The 25182-nt window shown below is 36.2% G+C and carries 24 protein-coding genes; 14 read left to right on the plus strand and 10 right to left on the minus strand.

What is annotated here, in order from left to right; translation table 11 throughout:
- Positions 1-23: 23 nt before the first annotated feature.
- Entirely contained in the window at positions 24-2378 is a 2355-nt protein-coding gene (locus tag ACW6NC_RS09345; RefSeq protein WP_457865479.1) for a TonB-dependent receptor, read from the minus strand.
- A 799-nt stretch (positions 2379-3177) separates the two neighbouring features.
- Entirely contained in the window at positions 3178-3753 is a 576-nt protein-coding gene (locus tag ACW6NC_RS09350; protein ID WP_457865480.1) for a DJ-1/PfpI family protein, read from the minus strand.
- A 136-nt stretch (positions 3754-3889) separates the two neighbouring features.
- Here ACW6NC_RS09350 and ACW6NC_RS09355 point away from each other — a divergent pair, with 136 nt between their 5' ends.
- Complete coding sequence (locus tag ACW6NC_RS09355; protein WP_457865481.1) at positions 3890-4975, plus strand: Gfo/Idh/MocA family protein; 1086 nt, start codon at positions 3890-3892, stop codon at positions 4973-4975.
- Between the two features lie 100 nt (positions 4976-5075).
- Here ACW6NC_RS09355 and ACW6NC_RS09360 read toward each other — a convergent pair whose 3' ends face one another.
- On the minus strand, positions 5076-5861 hold the full coding sequence (locus ACW6NC_RS09360) for a sulfotransferase domain-containing protein (protein ID WP_457865482.1): 786 nt from the start codon (positions 5859-5861) through the stop codon (positions 5076-5078).
- Between the two features lie 554 nt (positions 5862-6415).
- On the opposite strand from ACW6NC_RS09360, the gene ACW6NC_RS09365 reads away from it, so the two are divergent.
- Entirely contained in the window at positions 6416-7159 is a 744-nt protein-coding gene (locus ACW6NC_RS09365; protein WP_457865484.1) for an NIPSNAP family protein, read from the plus strand.
- 316 nt (positions 7160-7475) lie between these two features.
- Here ACW6NC_RS09365 and ACW6NC_RS09370 read toward each other — a convergent pair whose 3' ends face one another.
- The 5 genes from ACW6NC_RS09370 to ACW6NC_RS09390 form a co-directional block, all read right to left on the minus strand.
- Complete coding sequence (locus tag ACW6NC_RS09370) at positions 7476-8192, minus strand: LytR/AlgR family response regulator transcription factor (protein ID WP_457865485.1); 717 nt, start codon at positions 8190-8192, stop codon at positions 7476-7478.
- Positions 8192-9235 (minus strand): sensor histidine kinase, encoded by a 1044-nt coding sequence (locus ACW6NC_RS09375; RefSeq protein ID WP_457865487.1) that lies wholly within the window; start codon positions 9233-9235, stop codon positions 8192-8194. The genes ACW6NC_RS09370 and ACW6NC_RS09375 overlap by 1 nt, the downstream gene beginning before the upstream one ends.
- Positions 9236-9242: 7 nt before the next feature.
- Positions 9243-9605 carry a DUF4907 domain-containing protein gene (locus tag ACW6NC_RS09380; protein ID WP_457865489.1) on the minus strand — a complete coding sequence of 121 codons (363 nt, stop codon included), beginning with the start codon at positions 9603-9605 and terminating at the stop codon, positions 9243-9245.
- Positions 9606-9704: 99 nt separating this feature from the next.
- The gene (locus ACW6NC_RS09385) at positions 9705-10676 is read right to left on the minus strand and encodes a Kelch repeat-containing protein (RefSeq protein WP_457865491.1); all 972 of its coding nucleotides are present in this window, start codon (positions 10674-10676) and stop codon (positions 9705-9707) included.
- A 25-nt stretch (positions 10677-10701) separates the two neighbouring features.
- The gene (locus ACW6NC_RS09390; protein WP_457865493.1) at positions 10702-11577 is read right to left on the minus strand and encodes a DUF6268 family outer membrane beta-barrel protein; all 876 of its coding nucleotides are present in this window, start codon (positions 11575-11577) and stop codon (positions 10702-10704) included.
- A gap of 227 nt (positions 11578-11804) precedes the next feature.
- Here ACW6NC_RS09390 and ACW6NC_RS09395 point away from each other — a divergent pair, with 227 nt between their 5' ends.
- The 12 genes from ACW6NC_RS09395 (at position 11805) to ACW6NC_RS09450 (ending at position 23181) form a co-directional block, all read left to right on the plus strand.
- Positions 11805-13094: a DUF4270 family protein gene (locus ACW6NC_RS09395; protein ID WP_457865495.1), complete on the plus strand. Its 1290-nt coding sequence runs from the start codon at positions 11805-11807 to the stop codon at positions 13092-13094.
- Positions 13084-14325, plus strand: a complete 1242-nt coding sequence (locus ACW6NC_RS09400) for a hypothetical protein (protein WP_457865496.1) — start codon at positions 13084-13086, stop codon at positions 14323-14325. The genes ACW6NC_RS09395 and ACW6NC_RS09400 overlap by 11 nt, the downstream gene beginning before the upstream one ends.
- Positions 14326-14426: 101 nt before the next feature.
- Positions 14427-15035 (plus strand): TetR/AcrR family transcriptional regulator, encoded by a 609-nt coding sequence (locus ACW6NC_RS09405; protein WP_457865498.1) that lies wholly within the window; start codon positions 14427-14429, stop codon positions 15033-15035.
- A complete protein-coding gene (locus tag ACW6NC_RS09410; RefSeq protein ID WP_457865500.1) occupies positions 15032-16297 on the plus strand; it encodes a TolC family protein in 1266 nt (421 codons plus the stop codon). Before ACW6NC_RS09405 ends, ACW6NC_RS09410 begins: the two co-directional genes overlap by 4 nt.
- Before the next feature lie 6 nt (positions 16298-16303).
- Positions 16304-17194 (plus strand): HlyD family secretion protein, encoded by an 891-nt coding sequence (locus tag ACW6NC_RS09415; protein WP_457865501.1) that lies wholly within the window; start codon positions 16304-16306, stop codon positions 17192-17194.
- Positions 17195-17209: 15 nt separating this feature from the next.
- Complete coding sequence (locus ACW6NC_RS09420; RefSeq protein WP_457865502.1) at positions 17210-18145, plus strand: ABC transporter ATP-binding protein; 936 nt, start codon at positions 17210-17212, stop codon at positions 18143-18145.
- Complete coding sequence (locus tag ACW6NC_RS09425; protein ID WP_457865503.1) at positions 18135-18872, plus strand: ABC transporter ATP-binding protein; 738 nt, start codon at positions 18135-18137, stop codon at positions 18870-18872. The genes ACW6NC_RS09420 and ACW6NC_RS09425 overlap by 11 nt, the downstream gene beginning before the upstream one ends.
- A 36-nt stretch (positions 18873-18908) precedes the next feature.
- The gene (locus ACW6NC_RS09430) at positions 18909-20015 is read left to right on the plus strand and encodes an ABC transporter permease (RefSeq protein ID WP_457865505.1); all 1107 of its coding nucleotides are present in this window, start codon (positions 18909-18911) and stop codon (positions 20013-20015) included.
- Complete coding sequence (locus ACW6NC_RS09435; protein ID WP_457865507.1) at positions 20015-21136, plus strand: ABC transporter permease; 1122 nt, start codon at positions 20015-20017, stop codon at positions 21134-21136. Before ACW6NC_RS09430 ends, ACW6NC_RS09435 begins: the two co-directional genes overlap by 1 nt.
- A gap of 295 nt (positions 21137-21431) precedes the next feature.
- Positions 21432-21827 (plus strand): hypothetical protein, encoded by a 396-nt coding sequence (locus ACW6NC_RS09440; protein WP_457865508.1) that lies wholly within the window; start codon positions 21432-21434, stop codon positions 21825-21827.
- Positions 21824-22279, plus strand: a complete 456-nt coding sequence (locus ACW6NC_RS09445) for a DUF2141 domain-containing protein (RefSeq protein ID WP_457865509.1) — start codon at positions 21824-21826, stop codon at positions 22277-22279. The genes ACW6NC_RS09440 and ACW6NC_RS09445 overlap by 4 nt, the downstream gene beginning before the upstream one ends.
- A complete protein-coding gene (locus tag ACW6NC_RS09450) occupies positions 22276-23181 on the plus strand; it encodes a hypothetical protein (protein ID WP_457865510.1) in 906 nt (301 codons plus the stop codon). Before ACW6NC_RS09445 ends, ACW6NC_RS09450 begins: the two co-directional genes overlap by 4 nt.
- A 446-nt stretch (positions 23182-23627) precedes the next feature.
- Here the strand turns inward: ACW6NC_RS09450 and ACW6NC_RS09455 are convergent, their stop codons facing one another.
- Both ACW6NC_RS09455 and ACW6NC_RS09460 read right to left on the minus strand, forming a co-directional pair.
- Complete coding sequence (locus ACW6NC_RS09455) at positions 23628-24185, minus strand: Pycsar system effector family protein (RefSeq protein WP_457865512.1); 558 nt, start codon at positions 24183-24185, stop codon at positions 23628-23630.
- 55 nt (positions 24186-24240) lie between these two features.
- Positions 24241-24744, minus strand: a complete 504-nt coding sequence (locus ACW6NC_RS09460) for a hypothetical protein (RefSeq protein ID WP_457865513.1) — start codon at positions 24742-24744, stop codon at positions 24241-24243.
- Positions 24745-25182 lie beyond the last annotated feature (438 nt).

Here is a 25182-nt window from a genome sequence, read left to right on the forward strand (position 1 = left end):
CAAAAGATGGCTGCAGCATATAATTAAAGGGCCAGTTTAAGAGATAGATTAAAGCGGGTTCCGTTGGCTTTAATATAGTTGGAATCCCGTGCACTCCATTGAGAAATAAGATTATAATAATCTTCATTTAATAGGTTTTCAATTCCCAAACCAAGTGTCGTATTTTCCGTTAAATGGTACGTACTGGTAAGGTTTACCAAATTAAAACTTTCTACCGGACCTTTCCCATAGGTATAATTGCCATTTGCATCGGGTTCGAAATGGTCCCTATTGCCACTGTATACGTGAGACAACCTTGCATTCCATTTGGGATTAATGTCATAACCCAGGTAAGTTACTGTTTTCAAAGGAGGTATCCGATCGCCGTTCATATAAGTATCATAGTCTCCATTATTTGCCGAATCCAATTTACCTTCAGTATAGGACACAGAACTACCGAAACTTAGGTCGGAAGTAAAACGGGTATCTATAGCCAGTTCAAATCCATATACCTTCTCCGGTTGACGTGCAATCTGAAAAATACCCTCTACTTCACGATAAGTTGCACCGAGATCTGAAGTACTTATAAAGTAGGCTCCACTTAAACGGGTAGCCCCTAAATTACTATTAAACCCAACTTCGTAATTATTGGCGATCACCGCTTCCGAAGAGATGAGACTTACGGTATTCTCTGTAGCCGTTCTAAGGGTTCGGCCAAGATCTGCTATCGAGAAGCTCTGGGAAAAACTCACAAAGGGTTTAAAAACCTTAAGGCCATTATACCTAAGGCCAATGTTATAGGTGGTGGCATCATAGGATATTTCCCCACCATCGACACTCACACCTCCATTAGGTGTTTCCTGAGCATACGGATATATGTAGATGGTACTGTAATCTGGCACCTGAATATTAATATTTTCAAAGCGAAGTCCTGCCTTAAGTACAAAATCCCGGTATAGCGTTTTAAGTTGTGCGTAAGGCGCAAGGTTAGTCATATCCATTTCAGGGGCCCAAATTCTTCCGTCTATTAATTTTTGAGAAGTCTTGTCATTAAGCAAGTCGAATCCGTATAATAAATCCCCGGTAATCTCATTCCCTAACGCATAAGGAGATTTTAGATTAAGACGGAGTCCTTTTTTAGTCGATTCTACTGTAGACTGGCCTCCCTCAAATCCTTCTTCAGCATTATAAAAATAGTCACTGAAACCATATACTGTTTGAAAATCCTGCATGTATAAATTCAGGTTAAGGTCGGTATTGCCAATAAGATCAGTAGCATCATAGGTAAGTTGTGCATTATGATTATATCGGTTTCCCTGATCAACTCCGAGCACCTCACCAATTACACCGATTGCCGGCCGCTGGCCATAGACTCCATTTTGATTAACATACTCGGTATCCTGATTACTGCTAAAATAATTATACATCAGTTCTACTGAATGATCAGGAGCCAACTTGTAGTTCATTTTTCCAAAAAGGCTATACTGATTGGTTTCCCCTAACCCATATGTTGGAGACACAACCTCCCCCTTAGCATCTCTAAAAATTCCAGTTTGCTGAAAGTTCCCGGAAAATACATATCCTAGTTGCTTAGTACCTCCAGAAAAAGTTTGCGAAATTTTAGAACCTACAGTATGTTCTATGTTGACCAAAGAACCCTGGGTACTCATTTCCGTAACACTTTTTACCTTTCCAGTGGTATCGGGCTTTTTCGTGATATAATTAATTATCCCGCCATCGGCACCATTCCCATAAATAGCTGTAGCTCCCTTGATTACTTCAATACGTTCAATGGTATTTGGGTCAATAGTATTTATATCGCGACCCCCGCTTCTTAATGGAGTCGATTGCGGAATTCCATCGATAAGTACGAGCATATTTCTTCCCCGTAAGGTTTGACCCGTATTGCTGGTTTTATTGGTACTTAGGGATATCCCCGGAATTTCAGTTAACAAAGCTGCAACAGAATTGCTCGTTCTATTTTGTCTCTCTATTTCTTTAGCTGTCAGAATGGATACGGAAGAAGGAACTTCATCCAGGGTTTCCCGGGAACGGTTGGAAGTGATTATTATTTCTCCAAGATCCTGCTGGTCCGTTTTTAAACTTATATCTATTTTCTTAATGTTTCCTTCAGGTAAATCTATTTCTTTAGTTAGCGTTTTATACCCAATTGCTGAAAAAGTAACCTGATAAGTACCCGGTTTTAAATCCTGTAACTGATAAAACCCATCAATATTTGAGGTAGTCCCACTGCCAGCATCCTCCAGGATCACGTTTACAAACGGGATTGGTTCATTCTCTTTATTTGTAATTAATCCCTGTAGGCTTGCTTTTTCCTCTTGTGCGTAACTCGAAAATCCTGCTACCAATAGGGCCCATAGAAAGACGATATGTTTCATTTTATAAAATTGTTTTTATTTAGACTTGTTTTAAATTAGGGCAAATGTAGAATCAATCTAAATAAAAAACAACACTGTTTGGCTATAAAAACAGGGCTCAGAGCAGGAATTTTAGTAACCCATTGAGTACGTAAAAGTTACATTTTAAGAAAAAAAAATAAAATCGGGGTAAAGTTCCCACATGTGTAGCAAAATGAGGAGGAAACATAGCTGGATGTTGTGAAATATAAGAGGTAGGAATAAACATTATTCTTTAATATTTATTTTTAATAGTACAGGATCATTTAGTTATGAATTACCCTTTAAGCCATGAACCAAATTCCACCCTAATTTGGGTAAGGGCGTGGAAATCTGCTACAAATCCCCACTCTAATTGTCCTAATACTCAATAAAAAATAGTGATTAACCAAATCGTAAAGGCTAGCAGAACCAAAGCAAAAAACGCGATGAAAAAATAATGGACTTTATGATAAGCCCAGTCTTTTCCTTTCCGAAGTACCGGGGCTATTCCAGATGCTACTCTTTTCATATTCTATACCCGTTTTTTGGTGAAAATCTTATCAGGATAATTTCACATTTTTTTAAGAATTGTTGCAAGACACGTGCCAGCTATTCTTTGGGTAAATAAATATAAAAGGAAGTAATAAGCTTAAGGTCATTCAAAATTCTTGAACAAGAAAGCTTCGTTCAGAAGGTCATGTAGTTTTTACCAGCAAGAGTATATACCTTAATTTGAGAAAATCATTTCTTGGCTACAATCCTAATGAAGATGTTCCGTATCCATAAAACCTTCTAAAAATTAAAGTTGAATCTTTGCGCCTAACAGTTTTACAAATTCCCTAATAAATGCAGGATGTCCCGGCCATGCTGGGGCAGTAACAAGGTTTCCGTCAACGACAGCCTCGGTGGGATTGACCTCCTTATATTTTCCACCAGCTAGTTCAATTTCAGGACCAATACTAGGATAGGCTGTAAGGGTTCTCCCCTCTACCAAATCAGCAACGGTAAGGATTTGGATCGCATGACAGATAGCTGCCACCGGCTTATACTGATCAAAGAAATATTTTGTAATTTCCAATACACGCTTATTAAGCCTTAGGTATTCCGGAGCCCGGCCCCCGGCGATAACCAGTCCATCGTAATCTGAAGCTGTGACTTCCGCAAAGGAATGGTTGAGTTCGAACAGGTGACCTGGTTTTTCGGTATAGGTCTGGTCTCCTTCAAAATCGTGGATAGCAGTTTTGATTTTATCGCCTTTCTTCTTATCAGGACATACAGCATGAACAGTGTAACCAAGCATAACCAACATCTGGAAAGGCACCATAGTTTCATAATCCTCAGCGAATTCACCAGTGAGAAAAAGTATTTTTTTCATAATCGATATTATTTACGGTAAGCATGCTTAAATTACTAAATCCGTTATGCATATGGATTAAATTATCGTTAAAAACCTAACTCATACATAGAAAAAGGACTGATTTCTTTAAATTAAAGAACAAAATCAATTCTCCATGGCTAGTAGAAGATATTTCCTAAAACAATCAGGTCTTTTTCTTGCAGCAAGTGCGCTACCTTTTCCAAATTTTTTAACCACTAAGAATAAAGAAAAACTCGGCGTGGCCCTTGTCGGTTTAGGAAATTATAGTAGTGGTCAGTTGGCACCCGCTCTTGAGCTTACAAGGTTTTGTGAATTAAGAGGAATAGTTACGGGCAGCCCGGAAAAAATTCCTGTATGGCAAAAAAAATATGCCCTTAAAGACAGGAATATTTACAATTATGAAAATATGTCGGAAATAGCCAATAACGAAGAAATCGATGTAATTTACATCGTGCTTCCTACAGGCCTCCATGCTGAGTATGCAATCAAAGCAGCGGAAACGGGAAAACATGTCTGGTGTGAAAAACCCATGGCCCGTACTTCAGAAGAATGTAGAAACATAATTAGAGCTTGTGAGAAAAATAAGGTACGCCTTTCAATAGGTTACCGCATGCAACATGAGGCTAATACTCAAAAGATAATCAAATGGGGACGAACCCAACCTTTCGGCCCTATTAAGAATCTTGAGGCCGAAGCAGGATATTTTGGCTCCCCTATGAATCCATGGAAGCTGAAAAAACAAATGGGAGGCGGAGCGATGTATGATATGGGCGTGTATCCACTAAATGCCGCCCGGTATAGTACCGGGATGGAGCCCATTTCTGTTAGCGCCGTCCATAGTACCAAGCGCCCAGATATCTTCAAAGAGGTCGATGAAACAACCATCTTTGATCTGGAGTTCCCAGATGGCATCATCGCTAATTGCAAGACTAGTTTTGGGGAAAATTTGAATAATCTGGAGATAAATTGTGAAAAGGGATGGTATTATTTGAGACCTTTTCAGAGTTATAGTGGCGTAAAAGGCAAGGCCAGTGATGGAACCATCTTACCACCCTTCGGTAAAAACCAGCAAGCAGTGCAAATGGATGATGATGCCAGGGCAATATTGAATGATCAACCAGTATTGGTTCCTGGGGAGGATGGGCTAAGGGATATTATGATCCTGGAAAAGATTTATCAGTCAGCGGCTAAAAATGGTGAAAGGCTTATTCTTGATTAGAAAGTACATGATCCGTCAATCAAAACTCTTATAGCCTAAAAAAATTAAATTTTTCAATAAGCTTTACTCAAGAGCCATTTATGCCTATTCAGTTTGTACTTTAAAAGTTAGCGATATAATTCCCATCCAGGGTTTTCTCTGTAAATTTCCACGATGTGAAATTACTTGATAACAGGTCCTCCAGTCTTTCGATATCCCTTTTAAAGTAAGTATAATAAATGTATTTTGCAGTTTCCTCATCAAGTTCAGCGGGATTTTGACGAAAAGACTTAAAAAGCCCTATCCTTTTCCCGGCAACTTTCTGTTTACTTAATTTTAAAGCAATTTCTTCAGTGGAATGTTTGAATTGAAGTCGAAGACTTTCTTTTAAATCCATCAGAACTTTAAATGGAGATCTACGTAGTTCTTCATACTGAAGAATTTTTAATTCGTGCTTTTCAGTTTGTTCAAGCAATGATTTTATTCCATCAGAATATTTACCGGCGCTAATATAACTCGTTTTTTGCGGGCCTAAACCTACTTCCGGAGGACTACTATCCCATTTTACTGCTTCAATAAAACTGGAAAGCTCCTTTCCTTCTTCTTTGTTTTTCCGGTAACATGCAAAACTCCTCCAAACAGGATTCCTAAGCATTAAGTAAACCTTGGCCCGTGGCAATAAATAATCGGCGATATTGATTTTACAGATTTCCTCCAGGCTTTCGAATTCAAAGATTCCCAGACGTATCTTTTCGCCTTCCTCATATGAATTACATTCCAGAAAAGCGCTATTCTGGAGAATTTCTGGGGCGGAACGAATACTTAAATTTTGTTTCAAAAGATCAAAAACCTCTCTGGCACCACTGTACTTCGAGGCAATTACCAAACAATCAAATTTATCTTTCATTGGGGCTATAGTATATTCCGGAAAAGTATCACTTTGACAACTCTCCTATCGGCTTGAATAGGGTGCCAAAAAGAAATCACCTCGTGATCCTGGCCCAGAAAATTAATCGTATAAATATCAATCGACTATGTATGTAGCTATAGTGGATTTGTTTAATCTTTTACAAAATGGTAAAGCTTTATCCAGGTTTCCTTTAAAATTCACTTCAGGCTACTATCCAAGAAATCTTTTGAATTTTAACTGTAACTAAATTATAAAATTTAATTACAGCTTTTAGATGATGAAAAATAATTAATTAACAGGTTATCAACGATTAATGAACATATAAAAGGATTGAATTTTGCGCTAAGTTTTTACTTTTATTTAGCCAGCCATTGTTTAATCAATTAATTATTTGTAATCATCCCTATTACCCCACACTGTAAACTTGAGGAAAAACCAAGCCTTATCGCCCCTTATCTTCCCCCTTACAAAAGACTTAAAACCAAAACTGTTACTTAAGAAAAGGGTGAAACACGATTTATATATTATCTTTAGGGCTTAATTTAAATTTTATGGTCTTACGATTTATTGTTATTGCAAGCTTTTTCTTTTTTACTTCTTCTTATTCTCAATCGGAAATCTATGAATTAAGGGTATACGATATGCGATTTGGCACCTCAACTGAGGTTCTTCATAATTATTTTGAGGATGCTCTAATTCCAGCTTTGAACCGGCAGGGAATAGAGAGTGTGGGGGTATTCGAAGAAAGTGGAGAAACCTTACCTAAAAAACTCTACCTCTTAATTCCCTATGAGAACATGCAGAAATATCTTGATGTTGCTGATAGGCTTGAAGATGATGATCAATTAAAATCAGCCGCGGAAGCTTACCGGAACACTCCACCAGATAAAATCCCATTTGAGAGATATGAAAGTAGGTTTATTAGATCCTCCTGGGGTTTTCCAAATCTCGTAAAACCAGCCGAGGATTTGAATCAGTTTGAATTGAGGATCTATGAAAGCTATCATGAAGATGCCCTGCGACGAAAATTAAAGATGTTCAATGAAGATGAATTTGAAATTTTTGACGATGCAGGACTGCGAACAGTTTTCTTCGGAAAAAATATCTCTGGGGATCAAATGCCCTCTTTAACCTATATGCTAGCATTTAAGGATAAAGAGAAGCATCAGCAAGCATGGTCAAAGTTTATTCAGCATCCAGACTGGAAGCGCATTTCAAACTTGAAGGAATATTCCAATACGGTTTCTGACATAACCAGAGTATTTTTAAAATCCCTGCCATATTCTCAATTATAATGTAGTCCTTAAAGAGGGAATATATCAATTGTTCGCTAACATTTTTGGTCCAATCAATACAAGTTAAATAACTCAGGTTCTTCATGGAAGGCAAAACTATTATCAATGATTAACCTGGTATTCTCTTTTAGCTATCTTTTTTGTACCTAGTAATGATTGGCCTTAGTGCCTTTTTGGAATGACTTTATATCGATAGGAGGTTTGATATATTAGGAGGGGATTCTGATAACTACTTATCGGTGAGAAGGGTTAAAGCTGGAATCACAATCTGGAAAACTCTGAATTGACTATATTTTAAAATTTCTTCCAGCTAATCTTATAGGTTCAAACGCTTATATACTTCCTTTTTGTATTTTTCTCCTATAGGGATTCTTACATCTCCAATTTGGATTTTTGTTTTCTGAATCGCTGTTATAAAATCGATATTAACAATGAAAGATCGATGAACCCTAAAAAATTTAGAGGATGGAAGTTTCTCCAATATTTCTTTAAAACTTGACAAGGTCAAAAGAACCTTTCCAGAGGGTTTCAGGTGAAATTTCAAATAATCTTTTAATCCTTCAATGTATGCCAACTCATTCAGGTTTACTCTCATTCTGTCATATTCCGCTTTTATGAATATGAAATCAGGTTTAGAATCGTCGGTCTCCTTTTCGGGCTCTCTTCTTGAACCTATTTCAAGTTCATGATTTTTTTTTGCCCTAGCTACAGCTTTTAAAAACCGATGAAAAGGTATAGGTTTTATTAAATAATCCGTCACATTTAATTCGAATCCTTCCAGAGCATATTGAGAATAAGCAGTTGTTATAATAATTTGTGGCAAACTCTCGATATTTCTAACCAGATCCAATCCATTCAGGTTTGGCATCTCAATATCCAGAAAAATTAGGTCCACCTTTTTTTTATTTAAAACATTAATGGCGTCCAACGGATTAGTACATGTAGCCAAAAGTTGGAGGCCGTTAACTTTATCTAAGTAAGATTCCATAACTTCAATAGCTAAAGGCTCATCATCTATTATTACTACAGTCATTATTGATCCAATTTAAGTGTTAAATTTACAATAAAGTTACCTTCTTCTTCCTTTACCTCGAAAGTATGAGCCCCAGGATATAAAAGATTTAGTCGCTTTTTGCTATTCGTAATTCCAATCCCAGAAAATTTACCCTCATTTGGTTGGCTCCTTAAAAAATTGGAACAATAAAAAATCAACTTATTTTCCTCTATATGAATTTTAATAACTACAATAGAATGCCCTCTCTCATTTGTCCCGTGTTTGAAGGCATTTTCAATAAAGGAAATAAGTATTAGTGGTTTGATTTTTTGAGTGGTAACCTTTCCAGTAATTTCAAGCTTAATACCATCGGTATTTTGTAATCGTAAACATTGCAAGTGAACGAAGCGTCGTATATAATTTAGTTCTTGTTCAAGAAATACATTTTGATTATTGGTTTCATACAACATATATCGCATTAATTCTGAAAGTGCTATAATGGCCTCAGGAGCCTCAGCACTCTTTTTCCGAGTTAAGGAATATATACTATTGAGTGAGTTAAACAAGAAATGAGGATTTATTTGATTTTTAAGGAATTTCAATTCCGAAAGCGTTTTTTGTCGTTCAATTTCTTTCTCCAGTATTCTGTTTTTTATCCATTCCTTATACATCCTAATTATTGTCCCTGTTATTAGAAAAGCTAAATTTATAATGAGAATTCTCATTATGCTTAAAGTCCGAAATAATGGCGAAATTTCAAGATCGGAAAAAGATTCTTTTAACACATAAAGCGGTGAGGTCAATGGTTCCATTATATAACCAAATATCACGGACAAAGTGAGAAGTAAAGCGGCGGAAATTAAATAATAAAATATACGAAGTTTCAACAATATCTGGGGGACCAGGACTAAATAGTTAAGATAGAATAATACCACATACCCGATATATGTCAAAGGAAATCCGTAGGTATAAGTGCCCAGGATAAGAAAATCGGGCAGGTAATTTATTACACCTAAAGCAAGCCAAATAAGCAAATGCAGAAGAATTATTTTCCCCCTTTGCCACTGAAAAATTTTGAACATCTTTTCTTTATTCAACACAATTAAATGAAATTCCCAATTCTTTTAACTTCGAAAAAGAGGTGGCTGGATTTGATCCTTTTTGCAATTTTTGTAATACATACAATGCAATCATTTCAGCTTCTTCCCGGTTACAAAAAGGTTGATTATAGGCTAGAGCAGGTATAAAATTCTGCTGAATTAAAATATTATCTTCCGATAGAATTCTATATCCATACCCGGATCCGGAAGTAAAAACCTCCACCTGCAGATTGTTTTTTACAACTTGCTTCTGATTGCCTATTTGATTTATTCCTAAGAACGTCAAAACCAAAGTAACAACCACTCCTACGATTAAAAAATATAAATTGAAAGTTTTTGTGTATCCTCCCATAATTTAAAAATGAAACCTAAAGCCCTTTGCACTATATATGGAATACTCCAGTGAAAAAACTTCAGGTTTCTGCTAACAAATTAAACAAAACCAAACTAATCAATCTTCATCGTCATATTCCTGCTGAGGAAATAGTTCATAGAGATCATCTAAATATATTGTGGCGGATCTTCCCATACCAACAAAGGATTGATCACCAGTACTAAAACTAACAGCGTCCTGCCTGACCACTCCCTCAAGAGCCGTGATTTCCTCCCATTCATCAGTTAAAGGATTGTATTCCCAAATATTGGCAAGGCTCCCCCCACGATAACCAGTAGCAATATACCCTAATCCATTTTGTTCAAAACCCACAGCTCTTGATCGCATTATTGAGTAATCATCCTCTTCATCTAAATCCAATTTTTTTGTGAATACTTCTGTCTCTGGATTGAAAACCCAAAAATCCTCCTTATAAAGTCCGTTACTTTCCCCGGTTCCTATATATACCAAGTCGTCTATTATGAAATAGGTCCCCGATCTTCTTTTTTCCCCACCAAATCCAGATAATTCTTCCCAGCTATCTTCAGCAGGATTGTATTTAAAAAAATCCTTTTTATCATTACTCCCGTCATATCCGGTACCGATATATCCGTGATTGGCTATACCAAACCCAATAGCCTCTCTTCGGATTCCTCCGGCATAATCTGCCTTACGTGTCCACTTATTGGTCCCGCTATCATACTCCCAAAAATCATCAAGCTCAGTATCACCGTCATATCCTGTCCCTAAATAGCCTTTATCTTCAATGGCAAAACCTACAGCAGCGCTCCTGGGCGTACCTGGAAAGTCGGCTTTTTGCACCCAATAATTTCCTACTATATCATATTCCCAAAAATCGTTCAAATAGTCATCTCCATCATAACCGGTACCCATATACCCCTTACTTCCAATAGTAAAAGAAACTGCATTGGTTCGCGGAATCCCGTCGAAAACCGATCGTCTAATCCAATTCCCTCTTTCAAAATCATCATCGGTGCTACAACTTATACTAATAATACCTAGAAGTAATACCGTAAAAATCAATTTCATCTTTATCATTTTTTCTATATTATTTTTAGTTAAATTTTAGGTTGATTCCAGAGGAAAGAAAAGGTGATGGATCCAATTCAAAGGATGATATCCTTTTCTCATTTACATTCCTTAAAGAAAAATTATTTTTCAGAAGGTAACCGACACCAAAATCGAATGACCATAGTTTATTTAATTCATAAGAATAATTTACATTCAGCGAGGTCCATTCCCATATTAATTTATTGGCGGCTTGGTTTTCTTCAATGTAAATGGGAGTACTTAAATTGACATATTTTCCTTGATATTTCAACCCTGCACTCAAAGTACCATATGAATCCCACAAGTATGAAATTTTAGTTTCCGGGAATCCCAGTTTTAAAATAAATTTTTCTGAGATTCTGGAGGAAAATGTCAACACAGGAAGAACCTCAGGCTCTCCTAAATCCCTGGAGTAAGCAACTCCAACATTAAAGTAAAATGGCTTATGAGCTACCTCTCCTTTTATTCTGGCAAAGGCTCTCCCATAAAAAAAAAGATCTTCTGAAGATATGGAATTCTTCAGGTTGCTTGTAAGGGTAGGTTCTAATTCGAAATGGAACTCCAGGAACTCAGATAACACATAGTTTAAGTCCATTGCATAGCTGAAATCATATATACTGGAAGTACCATTCTCATTTTGCGAATATTCAAAAGGGAGATACAATTGATCAGCCTCAAATCCTATGGCATGTTTCAAATTTATTTTATTAAATCTATTGGTGAAACCTCCATATAATTTTGATCTGCTAATTGTTGTATGTTCCTCCCCTAAAGGATAAATACTGTACTGCCATCCTATATTTCTATCACTGGCTTGTGCGAAACTTTTTGTTCCAAGACCTAAAACCAGAATCAACACCAATCTATTTTCCACCTTCATTATTGAATTTTGCCCAAAAATATCTGTGAATCCTCCGAAACAAAAACAAAATAGATTAATCGGAAAAAAGGGTCGTCCAATCAGTTAATTTTAATGACGAAGCGCCTTAATTGGATTTCATCGTCAGAATAGGCTGTCTGGAATGGGAAAAATCCCGTTTTGTCTAAAATCCTTTATTTCCACTTCCCCTCTGAATATGTTTGCTGAAAAATAAATAGATAGGCAGAATGGATTGGCGAAACTTCATATATGTATTCTTAATTTTAACATCAGTTTCCTGTAGTGATGAGATTCAAGAAACCACAATAGGAGACCAATGGATAAACAGTGACACCAGGGTCCTTCTTTTTGACACTCTTACGGTTAAATCATCAACATTAAAACTCGATTCCATAATCGTTTCAGGTTCAGAACGAGTGTTAATAGGGCAGTATGATGATCCGGTTTTCGGAAAGGTAAATAGCAAGTCCTATTTCCAGTTTTTACCCACCCGGTATTCTATAGATTCTGAAGCGAAATATGACTCTATAGCTTTTATTCTTAGATACGACAAATACAGTATCGGTGATACATTATTTTCTCAGAAGTACCTGATTTCCGAAGTAACTGAGGATTTGAAACCTCATGATAGAGTCTATTACAATACCAGTCAATATGAATCTGCCACAGAAATTCTTTCAAAACATGAATTCCATCCCAGACCAAGATCTAAAGATTCTATTCATATTACCTTAGACCAACAATTCGGTGAAGTACTCTTTAAAAAAATACAGGATAAGGAGATTACTAATCCTGACAGATTTTTGAATCGATATCAGGGTTTAATTCTTGAGCCTGATGAATCTGGTACTGCTGTTCTTTCATTTTCTAAAAGTAGTTTTATAAGACTTTATTATACCAGCGAAGAAGAACTAGAAAATCAAGAGAAAACCCTGGACCTTAAAGTGGTACTGGAAAATACATTTCATAATATATCTGCAGGATTACCTACGGCCTCTTTACCTAGTTTAAGTAATCAAGAACAGAGTGTCCCAAGTATTGAAACCGGAAACCAAAGTTATGTCCAGGCAGGAACGGGTATTGCCACCAAAATTGAAATTCCTCATCTGAAAAGTCTTGAAGATATCGAAGGAACAGGAAGTATTGTCGAAGCTAAATTGCAGTTTTATTTAAATACTTCTAAGGATAAGACCATACGTCCGGTGAAAGATTCTCTTCGGCTATTTATCATTAACCAGAGAAATGAGATAATAGGAGATTTGATTAGTTACAGTAACCAACTAACCCTTGCCAATATTGATAAGAAGGAAGATGAATTTAGTATAATCCGATATTCGGTTCCTATCAAAAAATTTATTGATGATAAAAACAAAGCATATGATGGAGATGACTGGTCCCTTTTAATTTACGCTCCTAATCTTACCACCTCTGTAGATGCTTTTGAACTATTTGGAGAAGGTGCGGTTAATGAGCAAAAGATGAAAATAGAAATAATATATGCCATTTATGATGAATAAATTTAAGTTTTTGTTTCTAATTCTATTTTCTTATTCCACTTTGTCTACATCTCAAAGTAATGAACTTTCCAATTCACCTTACTCATATTTTGGTTTAGGGTTGACCAACAAGTTGGGTCCGGGAAAAACGAATGCCTTAGGAAAAGCTGGCATTGCATTGTCCTCAGTGGAGGAAATAAATAATCTTAATCCTGCCTCTTTGGCCGCAGTCCCTCTTAATGATTTTTTTTATGACGTTGGCCTGAGATATCAAGAGTCCTTTTTGAGCAAAAATGGGGAAATTGAGAATAAAAGCAATGGTAATTTCTCCAGTCTTTCAATTGCGTTACCTCTAAGCCCAAAATCCGGTTTGGGAATAAGTCTACTACCATTTACTAACGTAGGTTATACTATCAATGGTATTGAAACAGATTTTGAAGGAACAGAACAGAAATTTTTCAGCATAATAGAAGGATATGGTGGCTTAAATGACTTTAAAGTGAGTTTTGGCACCAACTTCTCTGAAAAATTAAGAATGGGTGCTTCTGGATCATTGATTTTCGGAACAATAACAGAAAAAGAAAGGAGTATTATTCAAACTAATGCGATTGTTGTCAGAGAAAAAAGCACTTACGTAGGAGCACGAATAGGATTAGGGTTACAATATGACTGGAGTGAAAAATTAACAGGTGGATTGGTGATTAACTCACCGTCAGAGCTGTATGGTGGCCAGGTCCAGGCGTATTCTCAAGTTTATCAAGGACAAACCTTGGAAGGATCACATGATTTAGAACTACAAAGTTTTTATCTACCCCTAGAAGTTGGAATCGGAATAGAAACCAGACTTGGTCAAAAAATGACCGCTTACCTGGACTATAAACGAAATTTTTGGAACCAAACAGACCAATCGGATAAAATAGGAGATTATGTTGATCAGGATTTACTCGGAGTCGGTCTGGAATATTCTCCAGGTGGAAACCCTTTGAAATATCTTAATCGGATGAAATACCGTGGAGGTTTTGAGTATGATTCTGGTAATCTGGAAATAGGTAATGAAAAGGTTCAAAATGTTGCTTTTAGCCTTGGTTTGGGCTTTCCCATTAACCCTAGAAGGAAATCAATGATAAATTTCCATTACTCCTACGGTAAAGAAGGGCAGCTTTCCACAATTATGGTACAGGAGAATTTTCACCTTCTTTCGGTTAACTTAAGCTTACATGATATATGGTTTGTCAAACGAAAATTTGATTAAAAAAGTAAATATAAGAAGTAACTAAAAAAAATTAATTATATTTGTTAACCAATTGGTTAATTCAGTTGGTTAAACAATTTAGTTAATACAAATTAGAAAAAATGAAAGACGAGAAAACAGAAGATCATATTTTAAATGCAGCAGAGCGAGTGTTTCAACGTAAAGGAATGGATGGAGCCAGAATGCAAGAGATCGCTAATGAAGCTGGAATTAATAAGGCAATGCTCCACTACTATTATAGAAGCAAGCGTTTTTTATTTGAAGTAGTATTCGCTAATGCCTTTTCCCTTATTGCTCCTGAAATTAACAGAATTGTGAATGATGATACAGAGCTATTTCAAAAAATAAGGAATTTCACCAACAGTTATATTGATTTTATTCAAAAGCACCCTTATCTACCGAATTTCATAATTCAGGAACTTAATCGTGACTCGGATTTCATTAACGTACTCCAAACTAAGAAAGGTTTTCCAGACTTCCGGAGTTTCCAGGCCCAGGTAGAGAAAGAAGTACGAGAAGGAAATATAAAACCAATCAAAGCGGAACAGCTTTTTATCAATCTGCTATCATTAAACATTTTCCCTTTCCTGGCTGCACCTTTATTTAAAGGTCTACTAAAAATTGATGATAAAACCTATAAAGATATGATGGAGGAAAGAAAAGAAGAAATATCAAACTTGATAATCAATAATATAAAAGTACAAGAATGAAAAGGATAAGTGTATTAATATTGCTTTTGATTGGATCAACTTCCTCGGCTCAAGAAATTCTAAGACTTGGGGAATGCTATGATTTAGCAGAAGAAAATTACCCCTTAATCAGTCAGATAGCATTATTAGAAGAGAAAACTTCCCGTGAAGTTAAAGCAGTTCAAAAAGACTACCTCCCGAAACTCCTTATAAATGCTAAAGGAAGTTATCAATCTGATGTTACAGAGATTCCAATAGATTTTGGCGGGCAAAGTATTGAATCCGTCGATAAAGATCAATACCGGGCTACCCTTGATGTGGAACAATTAATATTCAATGGCGGAAGCATACATGCTAGAAGTAAACTTAAAGATCTTGAATTGCAATCCCAGGCCCAGGAGGTCAGGGTCAGTCTTTACCAGATAAAGAAAAAGATCAATCAGTATTATTTTGGAATCTTACAGCTTCAGGAACAAATGGCAATACTGAATTCCAAGGAAAATTCCTTGAACGAAAGAGTTAAAGAACTGGAATCCCAGGTGAAATTCGGAGCAGCGCTACCAGCTTCTGAAAATGTCTTAAAGGCGGAAATATTAAAAGTAAAACAACAACAGGATGAAGTAGGGTCTCAGCTGGAAACTGCCTTAAAGAGTCTTTCGGCTTATATAGCCAGGCCTATAGACAATTCCACCATCCTCCAGTTACCCGAACAGGAAAGGTATATGCAAGCCGAAGGGGTCAGGCCCGAGATTGAATGGTTCAAGCTTAAAGAGAAGGAACTGGACCAAAACAAGGAATTACTTTCCAAAAGTCTTTATCCAAATATTTATGGATTTGCCCAGGGCGGATATGGGAAACCAGGGTATAATTTCCTCGATAACTCCTTCAAGGATTTTTATATGATTGGGGTAAAACTAAACTGGAATATTTTTGACTGGGGAAAGGTTAAAGAACAAAAAAAATCTCTAGACATATCCAAGGACCTGATCGATATAGAAAGAGAAACCTTCAATTTCAATAACAATATAGAACTGAAGGAAGCGCAAATGAATATCAGTAAGATTCAAAAACTATTGCTTAGGGATAGTGAAATTATTGAATTACGGGAGGGTATAGTGCAAACAGCCAATTCACAACTAAAAAACGGAGTGATAACATCTTCGGAATATCTTACTGAATTTAACAATTTATACGAAGCAAAAATAAACCAACAACTTCATGAGATTGAACTTGAAATGGCAAAAGCAGATTATAAGGTAATTAAAGGAAATACTGAAAAATAAACAACGATGAAAAAAATATTAGTACTGGTATCATTTACAATTTTTGGCTTTACATCCTGTAGTGAGGAAAATAAAGCAGATGGTTATGGAAATTTTGAGGCTACAGAAACTATAATCTCTGCAGAGGCCCAAGGGAAAATAAAATATTTTAATGTCCAGGAAGGAGAGGAAATTGAACCGGGAATTGAAGTCGCCCTGATTGACACCACTCAACTTCACTGGGAAAAACAACAATTAATGGCTTCTAAAAAAACTGTAGCTTCAAAATCTCAAGGGATTTTCACACAAATAGATGTGCTAAATGAAAAATTAAAATTAGCTCAACAAGAGGCAACAAGGGTTAATAACCTCTTTACCGAAAATGCCGCCACTCAAAGGCAAGTAGACCAAACTGAAGGTGAAGTGCAGGTACTTAAAGAGGAAATCAAAAATGTCAGAACAAAAAATGCACCTATACTTAATGAAATAGCATTTATTGACGCTCAGATTGCTAAGATCAACGATCTTATAGATAAAAGTTTGGTAGAAAACCCACTAAGGGGTACCGTACTGGCACGCTATGCCGAGGCTGGCGAAATTACAGGTTTCGGGAAACCATTATATAAAATAGCCGACCTACAAACTTTAACATTGCGCGTGTACATATCTGAGCCCCAGCTTTCAGATATCAAACTAGGTCAGAATGTAGATGTGAAGGTTGATTCAGCAAAGGAAAATATGAAATCTTTCCCCGGTAAAATAACCTGGATTTCCTCTTCGGCTGAATTTACCCCTAAGACAATTCAAACCCGGGCAGAAAGGGCTAATCTGGTCTATGCAGTCGAAATAAAAGTAAAGAATGACGGTTCCCTTAAAATAGGAATGCCGGCTGAAATGTGGTTGGCCACGGCAAAATAGCTTAATAAATAAAATATGAGCATCAGTTTAAATAATATCAGTAAATCTTATAAAAAGGTAAAAGCGGTCGAGGACATCTCCTTTGAGGTGAAACCAGGGGAACTTTTTGGTCTGATTGGTCCCGACGGTGCAGGAAAAACCACCCTTTTCAGGATCCTTACAACCCTGCTTTTCGCTGATAAAGGCGAGGCTACAGTAGCAGGGTATGATGTGGTGAAAGATTATAAGAAAATTCGTAAATCTGTTGGGTATATGCCAGGAAGGTTCTCCCTTTACCAGGACTTGACAGTTGAGGAAAACCTGGAGTTTTTTGCTACCATTTTCGGAACTACTATCGAAGAAAATTACGATTTGATAAAGGATATATACGTTCAAATCGAACCTTTCAAAAACAGACGAGCCGGAAAGCTCTCGGGTGGGATGAAACAAAAACTGGCACTGTCCTGTGCCCTGATTCATAAGCCGAAGGTATTATTCCTGGATGAACCAACTACCGGAGTAGACCCGGTTTCCCGAAAGGAATTCTGGGATATGCTAAAGAGACTAAATGATAAAGGAATAACCACCCTTGTTTCAACCCCATATATGGATGAAGCTTCCTTATGTGACCGCATTGCCCTTATACAAGACGGTAAAATCCTGAAAATTGATTCTCCTACTAATATTATTTCACAACACGATAAGCAGATATTCAATGTTGAGGCGAACAACATGTACAAACTTATTCAGGACTTGAAGGATTTTCCAGAAAATGAAAGTGTATTTGCATTCGGAGAATTCGTCCATTATACACATTCCAGAAAAAACTTCTCCCCTGGTGAATTAAAGAGTTTCCTATTGGATAAAGGCCATGAGAAAATAAATATTGAGCCCACCTCCCCCGGTATTGAAGATGTTTTTATGGATCTAGCCGGTACTAAAGAAAAAACATACACAGAAAATGAAGTCTGAAGAAACTGTAATTGAGGTGGAGGGTCTAACCAAGAAATTTGGAGAATTCACCGCGGTAAATGAAATTACCTTTAAAACATATAAAGGCGAAATTTTCGGATTTCTGGGAGCTAATGGTGCGGGTAAAACTACAGCGATGAAAATGCTCATTGGGATTTCAAAGCCAACTTCCGGAGAGGCCTCGGTTACCGGCCTGGATGTTTATTCCCAACCTGACCAAATCAAGAAAAACATTGGGTATATGAGTCAGAAATTCTCTATGTATGATGACTTAACCATTAAAGAGAATATCTCTTTCTTCGGAGGAATATATGGACTCGACCGAAAGACAATTAAGAAGAAAATTCAAGAGATCATTCAAAGCCTTGGTTTAAAAGAGGTTGCCAATAAACTCGTTGGATCCCTTCCTTTGGGCTGGAAACAAAAATTAGCGTTCTCAGTGGCATTATTACATGAACCAAAGATCGTTTTCCTGGATGAACCTACAGGAGGCGTAGACCCTATAACTCGTCGCCAGTTCTGGGAATTAATTTATAAGCAGGCTGCACAGGGAACGACAATTTTCGTAACCACCCACTATATGGATGAAGCCGAATATTGTGACAGGGTCTCGATTATGGTGGAAGGAAAAATTGAGGCTTTAGACACTCCTAAAAATTTAAAAAAGGAATATAAAGCCGATTCAATGGATGGGGTTTTTCTAAAATTAGCACGAAATGTTGAATGAGCTTTCTCTAAAGAATAGTGTGTTTAAAAAATTTATATGAAACGTTTTATCGGATTTGTAAGAAAAGAGTTCTATCACATTTTTCGTGATAAGCGATCTATGTTTATTTTGTTTGGGATGCCCATTGCCCAAATCCTGCTCTTTGGCTTTGCTATAACCAACGAAATCAACAATGTTGAAATTGGCATATTGGATAAATCAAAGGATCATGAAACCATAAAAATTATTAATAAAATAAACGCTTCCGAATATTTCACGATAGAAAATGTTGTGGAAAATGAAGACGAAATAGAGGCTGTCTTTAAAAAAGGAGAAGTTAAAGCATTCCTAGTATTTGAAGAAGGGTTTGCACAAAATCTACATGCGCTCCAACTCGGAAAAATTCAGGTCATTACCGATGCAACGGAACCCAACACGGCCAACACCATAGTCAATTATATACAATCCATCATCCAACATTATCAAAAAGAACTGAACAGTGGATCCGCACCAGGTGTACAAATAAATATCGAGACCAGAATGTTCTACAATGCCGAACTCAAAAGCGTCTTTAATTTTCTTCCAGGAGTCATGACCGTAATCCTAATGTTGGTATCTGCCATGATGACTTCCATTTCAATAACCCGAGAAAAAGAACTGGGAACAATGGAAATCCTTTTGGTTTCTCCTTTAAGACCGGTACAGGTTGTGGTTGGAAAAGTTTTCCCTTATATCTTCTTATCAATTATAAATGCCCTGGTCATTCTAATCTTAGGAGTAACGGTCTTTGGAATGCCAATAGAAGGTAGTTTAATTTTTCTTGCTTTTGAAACCGTGTTGTTTATTATAACCGCGCTCTCACTGGGGATCTTAATTTCCACAATCGCCGAAACTCAGCAATCAGCTATGATGATCTCCCTTATGGGCTTGATGTTACCTGTTATTTTGTTGTCGGAATTTATCTTTCCTATCTCCAGTATGCCGGATCTGTTGCAGTATATCAGCCACTTTATCCCTGCCAAATGGTTTATTATAATCCTTAAAGGGATAATGCTGAAAGGAGTCGGGATCATTTATCTGTGGAAGGAAACTCTAATACTGGTTGTTATGGCTGTTTTCCTGATTGGATTCAGTATTAAAAAATATAAAATAAGACTAGAATAATGAAGACCATAAGTTATATCATACAAAAGGAGTTCCGGCAAATATTTAGGAATAAAGGAATGTTACCCATTATTTTTGTTCTTCCATTATTACAACTGATAATTCTATCTAATGCAGCCACTTTCGATATTGAAAACATTAAGTTCTCCTATGTAGATCATGATAAAAGTTCAAGTTCCCGGGAGCTTGTAGAAAATTTTGAAGCTTCCACCTATTTTAATGTGCTTCGCTCCTTCCCTTCCCACAAGATGGCTTATGAAGCCATGGAAAAAGGAAAAGTAGATGTCATTATCGAGATCCCCTCCAGTTTTCACAATAATCTTATACGGGAGCAGGAAGCTGACCTGGGGGTATACATCAATGCCATAGACGGCTCAAAAGCAGGAGTAGAAAGTGTATATATCAATCAAATCATTAAAAATTTCAACAGAAATATTGCTTTCAGCATCAAAGCTTTTAACCCCGTGCAACACCAAAATATTGAGATTCTAAACGTTCCCTCCTTCTGGTATAATAATACACTTAACTATAAAATTTTCATGGTGCCAGGAATTCTGGTGTTATTGGTAACCATGTTAACCCTATTCCTTTCAGGAATGAATATAGTCCGGGAAAAAGAAATAGGAACCCTCGAGCAGATTAATGTCACGCCCATAAAAAAGTATCAATTCATTATTGGAAAACTATTTCCATTCTGGGCTTTGGGACTTCTAATAATGACAATAGGTCTTCTAATTTCAAAGATTATTTTTGCAGTGCCAATAATTGGAAGCATTCCACTTATTTATCTGTTCACCTCTGTTTACCTCCTGGTAATTCTAGGTATGGGACTATTTATATCAAATTATACCGATACACAACAACAAGCTATGTTTATTGCCTGGTTCTTTGTTGTCATTTTCATTTTGATGAGCGGCCTCTTTACCCCCATAGAGAGCATGCCTGATTGGGCCCAAAAAATAACACTACTCAACCCGATCAGGTATTTTGTTGAAATCATCAGAATGGTCATGCTCAAAGGATCAGGCTTTTATGATATTACCCCACAGTTAATGATTATTTCCGGCTATGCTGTAGTTATGAATGCTCTGGCTGTTTGGAGTTATAAGAAAACAAATTAGGATTAAAAATTTATATCCTCTTATGAAAATTGCCTGGTTCTTTGTAGTCATTTTTATTCCCATGAGCAGCCTCTTTTCCCCAAAAAGAGAATGCCAGATAGGGCCCCTACGCTGCCCCTCTAAAGCCCATCTGGAATTTAGCCATACATTGGAATAGTAATGCTCAAAGGATCAGGTTTTTTATTGATAATATAACGCAAATGAGAATAATCCAATTTGTGTTCCAGGTATAATGTACTGGCTCTAGGTGGTTAAAAAGAACAAATTAGATTTTGATAAAACATAATCTAAAGAAATGAGCAAACTTACAATGAAAAATTTCCTGAGTATAACTGCCGCAATATTCGGAGCTGTCACTTTATTTGCAAGTAGCTCTGTTCTTTTTAAATACAGTGATATTTTGGAAAAAGAAGGAAATTATCCCCCGTTTATTTTATGGGTGAACTTACTCTCAGGCCCACTATACCTGCTGGTAGCCATTGGGTTAAAATATTCTAGAAAATGGACAATATTCGTCTTAACCGGCATCTTAACAATGCTTATTTATAGCCTCAGTTTTTTTATTCAATTAATGATAAGTGGAAGACCGTATGAAACAGATACTCTCATTGCTCTACTAGTAAGAATAAGTTTTACCAGTGTCCTAACCTTCTATGCATTTAGTAAAAACACAATAAACATAAAATCATGAAAACAACCATGAAAACCTTAATGAGCCTGCTGGGAATTTTTACATTTGGAATCTCCATAGCGCAGGAATCTCAGGATGATCTTTATACACTACGTGTAGAGGCTGATAATTTCAGAAACTCCAAAGGAGTTGCTCAATTTGCACTTTATAATCAAGAAGGTACAATACCCGATGAAAAATTAGAAAAATACTTTAGGAAGGAAACAGGAGAAATCGAGGGAGGAATGTCATCTGTAATCTTTAATAATCTACCAAAAGGACGTTATGCAGTAACCATTCTTCATGACGAAAATAGCAATGGAGAAATCGACAAAACATTTTTTTTTCCTAAGGAGGGGTTTGGCCTTACTAATTTTAATAAAATATCCCTTTCTAATCGTCCCGATTTTTCTAAGGCCAGTTTTAAGCTTTCAAAAGATACTGTGAAAAAAATTAAGCTCATCTACAAATGAAAGCCAAAATTTTGACAGGTGCTTTTCTGTTACTAAATATTATAACATTTGCCCAGGCTGTAGGAGATAGCTTGCCTAAATTGGATGTAACCAAAATGGCCCTGGTCAACCAGAGTGATAGTTACATCACATTTCCAACTGATATAGGAAATCTGGAACCACTCATTTTTGAAGCAAATATAAACCCTAATTTTATTATTAGAGAAAGAGCAGACTCAAAACTGATAGGGATTCTTACTCCACAGGTGAGAATTAGAATGTATAATGAAGAATCCTACCCGGTGCAAACACCAAGTTATATTCCGCAAATTTCAGTGTATCATTTAATATCGGAAACAGGACCACAAGAAAAAGCTTCCATCTTTGGCAAGATTGCTCATCATTCTAACGGGCAAGACGGCACATTTTATAAAGATTCGACTTTTACGGATGTGAATTTTAAATCTGGGAATTTCGCCACTAATTTTATTGAATTTGGGATTCTCCGGAGTTTCTACAATGAAAAAAGAAATGCATTGAGGTTTTTTAAATCATCAGTTGAAGTACACCCAGCTGAATGGATGATTCGGGAAATGAGGGGAACTTACAGTGGGTTGAGATGGCATAATTCTTTTCTAGTTTATAAACTACCTATGGATAAACATCTTTTCACAGAAAGCAGAAGAGCAAGTTTTTCCGTTAAACTGGAGACCTCTTTAATGCTGGATCAGATTAATGATTGGGATTTTCTTGATCCTAGTCGGCTGAATGCTGCTATGACGGTATACTATCATCCAAAGTTTCTAGAAGATATCGGATTCTTTATTCAATTATATAAAGGAAGTGACTACTATAACATTTATTACCACAACGACATCTCTGTCATCCGCTTCGGATTAATGACCGAAATATTGAGGTTTTAATCCATTGCAAAAAGTCACTCTCAATCTAGATCCTTAATTCATCCAAAATAATTAATATTTTAAAATGAAAGTATATTATATAGATACCCGGAACACCATTTTTGGTGAAAACGAAGTACATGAAGAAGGTTGCTAACGCTTGCCTAAAAAAGAGAAGAAAAAATATATTGGAAATTTGCCAATTGCCACACAGCCGTTAAAAAGAGCTCGAAAACAATTCGAAGATGCTATAGAATGCTTTTTTTATCGGGCAATGTATTAAATACTATTATTGGCAATAATTCAAACCCTGAAAATCTGAAAAATCAGCCTTAAAAATTCATATGATAAGTAGTTTGGGATGATATCTGGCAACAGATCGAGAAAGCTGAAATTTTAATTGAATTCTTCCAGTTGTATCCAGACCTGAAAAATTTTAAAGATAAACGCAATAAAGCCCTTGATATTTAAGTGAATTCATTTATTAAAAAATAAATAATAGCTGATGTCAAACCGATAAGAAAAATCATAACAGAAAACATTAAAAGTCTTTGTTTCTTTGCAATAATTTTCCCCAGAAAATACAGGTCATTAATCATTTCCCTGTAAAGGCTTTGTCCATCTATCATTATTCGGTCGAACTCTTTTCTAAAGTCTTCTAATGATTGTTTGGAAAAATTTGCAGCATATAAAGTCCCTTGATAATTACTTTTTCTGAAGGATTTCCCTAGATACCGATGGGGTAACATACTCAATAAAGCCATTACCATCGATAACAAACCGCCTATAACTAAAATCCTTATTCCATAATTTTCCTTCACCTCTACACTCTCGACATTTAAAACCTGAATCCCTATTAATAAAGAAGTTATAATTGAATTCACTGTTAAAACAATTCTGGCCTTATTATCGACCATTTTTAAAAGATTATAATGATTTCTTGAAAGTGTTCTAAAGAGTGTTTGGACTCCTCGAGAATCATACTTTTCTAGTTTCCCTATTGGTTTATCAATTTTTGTATCCATGGTAGTGCAGGTTCATTTAATTTTATTCAATATGAGAAAATTTATATTCAGAGATTTACCTTTCTCTAAACTCCGATTGAAGACGGTCACGAAACTGGTTGTGGCAATTAACGCAACTATTCTGAAGAATATGGTATTCACTTAATATCTCTCCCATGTTTTTTTGTTTTGCGGCCTTACTGATAGATACAGCGCGATCATGTACTGCCTTATCAATGCGTGCAAACTCCTCCATAGATTTTCCCAGATTCTTTTTGATAATCTGCTTTTGATTAGGGTCAATTTCCGCATGGTTAGCTATACGATAAGCTGCACTGTCAATCATAGGATAATTCTCCATAAAAACACCTTCATTTATCCGGTTCATGTCCACCATCAATTGAGACATAATTGGTAAAAGTTTTTCCGAACTCGTTAACTGTTTATTGACTTCCTTAGATGCACTGCCAGTAGAGGCTTCAATTTCTGAGGATTCCTGTATTGTATTTTCACTTTTGTTCGAATTACAGGAAGCCAATACCACCGTGAAAACAAAAATGGTCATAATAGAAACTTTCATATTATTAATTTTTCAATTATTGCATTGCTATTAAAGGTCTTTTTTGACGACAGGTGGAGCAGAATTATTAAAACGGCTTTGTCGGCCAAGACCTGGTTTTAAGTTCAAGTTAGTTATTTTCTTTCTAACAGGACGTTACAAAGGCGATAATCCGAGGCTAGTTTGATCTTCTAGCTTATACCCCTACAATTCTATCCTAAACTACTTTACAAACCGAAGCACGAATGCCTCAGCAGAATCCTTTAATGCAAAAATAATAGCGTTTAGAGCACAATTAAGAGCAGTCAAAAAAACCGAATTCTCTTTATACCAACTGGAGAAATTATTTGCTTAAAACCAGAAAATGATCTTGATCCTTGATGGATCAAACTCAAAAGTTGTGTGTGAATTAAAATAATAGTTTGATTTTTGCTTTCTAAACAAGAAGCATTGGATCCA

The sequence above is a fragment of the Salegentibacter profundi genome (genome assembly GCF_054121475.1).

Excerpts from the sequence above, each read along its gene's own strand:
- ACW6NC_RS09345 (WP_457865479.1), bottom strand. The coding sequence starts at position 2,378 with ATGAAACATATCGTCTTTCTATGGGCCCTATTGGTAGCAGGATTTTCG.
- ACW6NC_RS09350 (WP_457865480.1), bottom strand. The coding sequence starts at position 3,753 with ATGAAAAAAATACTTTTTCTCACTGGTGAATTCGCTGAGGATTATGAA.
- ACW6NC_RS09355 (WP_457865481.1), top strand. The coding sequence starts at position 3,890 with ATGGCTAGTAGAAGATATTTCCTAAAACAATCAGGTCTTTTTCTTGCA.
- ACW6NC_RS09360 (WP_457865482.1), bottom strand. The coding sequence starts at position 5,861 with ATGAAAGATAAATTTGATTGTTTGGTAATTGCCTCGAAGTACAGTGGT.
- ACW6NC_RS09365 (WP_457865484.1), top strand. The coding sequence starts at position 6,416 with ATGGTCTTACGATTTATTGTTATTGCAAGCTTTTTCTTTTTTACTTCT.
- ACW6NC_RS09370 (WP_457865485.1), bottom strand. The coding sequence starts at position 8,192 with ATGACTGTAGTAATAATAGATGATGAGCCTTTAGCTATTGAAGTTATG.
- ACW6NC_RS09375 (WP_457865487.1), bottom strand. The coding sequence starts at position 9,235 with ATGTTCAAAATTTTTCAGTGGCAAAGGGGGAAAATAATTCTTCTGCAT.
- ACW6NC_RS09380 (WP_457865489.1), bottom strand. The coding sequence starts at position 9,605 with ATGGGAGGATACACAAAAACTTTCAATTTATATTTTTTAATCGTAGGA.
- ACW6NC_RS09385 (WP_457865491.1), bottom strand. The coding sequence starts at position 10,676 with ATGAAATTGATTTTTACGGTATTACTTCTAGGTATTATTAGTATAAGT.
- ACW6NC_RS09390 (WP_457865493.1), bottom strand. The coding sequence starts at position 11,577 with ATGAAGGTGGAAAATAGATTGGTGTTGATTCTGGTTTTAGGTCTTGGA.
- ACW6NC_RS09395 (WP_457865495.1), top strand. The coding sequence starts at position 11,805 with ATGGATTGGCGAAACTTCATATATGTATTCTTAATTTTAACATCAGTT.
- ACW6NC_RS09400 (WP_457865496.1), top strand. The coding sequence starts at position 13,084 with ATGATGAATAAATTTAAGTTTTTGTTTCTAATTCTATTTTCTTATTCC.
- ACW6NC_RS09405 (WP_457865498.1), top strand. The coding sequence starts at position 14,427 with ATGAAAGACGAGAAAACAGAAGATCATATTTTAAATGCAGCAGAGCGA.
- ACW6NC_RS09410 (WP_457865500.1), top strand. The coding sequence starts at position 15,032 with ATGAAAAGGATAAGTGTATTAATATTGCTTTTGATTGGATCAACTTCC.
- ACW6NC_RS09415 (WP_457865501.1), top strand. The coding sequence starts at position 16,304 with ATGAAAAAAATATTAGTACTGGTATCATTTACAATTTTTGGCTTTACA.
- ACW6NC_RS09420 (WP_457865502.1), top strand. The coding sequence starts at position 17,210 with ATGAGCATCAGTTTAAATAATATCAGTAAATCTTATAAAAAGGTAAAA.
- ACW6NC_RS09425 (WP_457865503.1), top strand. The coding sequence starts at position 18,135 with ATGAAGTCTGAAGAAACTGTAATTGAGGTGGAGGGTCTAACCAAGAAA.
- ACW6NC_RS09430 (WP_457865505.1), top strand. The coding sequence starts at position 18,909 with ATGAAACGTTTTATCGGATTTGTAAGAAAAGAGTTCTATCACATTTTT.
- ACW6NC_RS09435 (WP_457865507.1), top strand. The coding sequence starts at position 20,015 with ATGAAGACCATAAGTTATATCATACAAAAGGAGTTCCGGCAAATATTT.
- ACW6NC_RS09440 (WP_457865508.1), top strand. The coding sequence starts at position 21,432 with ATGAGCAAACTTACAATGAAAAATTTCCTGAGTATAACTGCCGCAATA.
- ACW6NC_RS09445 (WP_457865509.1), top strand. The coding sequence starts at position 21,824 with ATGAAAACAACCATGAAAACCTTAATGAGCCTGCTGGGAATTTTTACA.
- ACW6NC_RS09450 (WP_457865510.1), top strand. The coding sequence starts at position 22,276 with ATGAAAGCCAAAATTTTGACAGGTGCTTTTCTGTTACTAAATATTATA.
- ACW6NC_RS09455 (WP_457865512.1), bottom strand. The coding sequence starts at position 24,185 with ATGGATACAAAAATTGATAAACCAATAGGGAAACTAGAAAAGTATGAT.
- ACW6NC_RS09460 (WP_457865513.1), bottom strand. The coding sequence starts at position 24,744 with ATGAAAGTTTCTATTATGACCATTTTTGTTTTCACGGTGGTATTGGCT.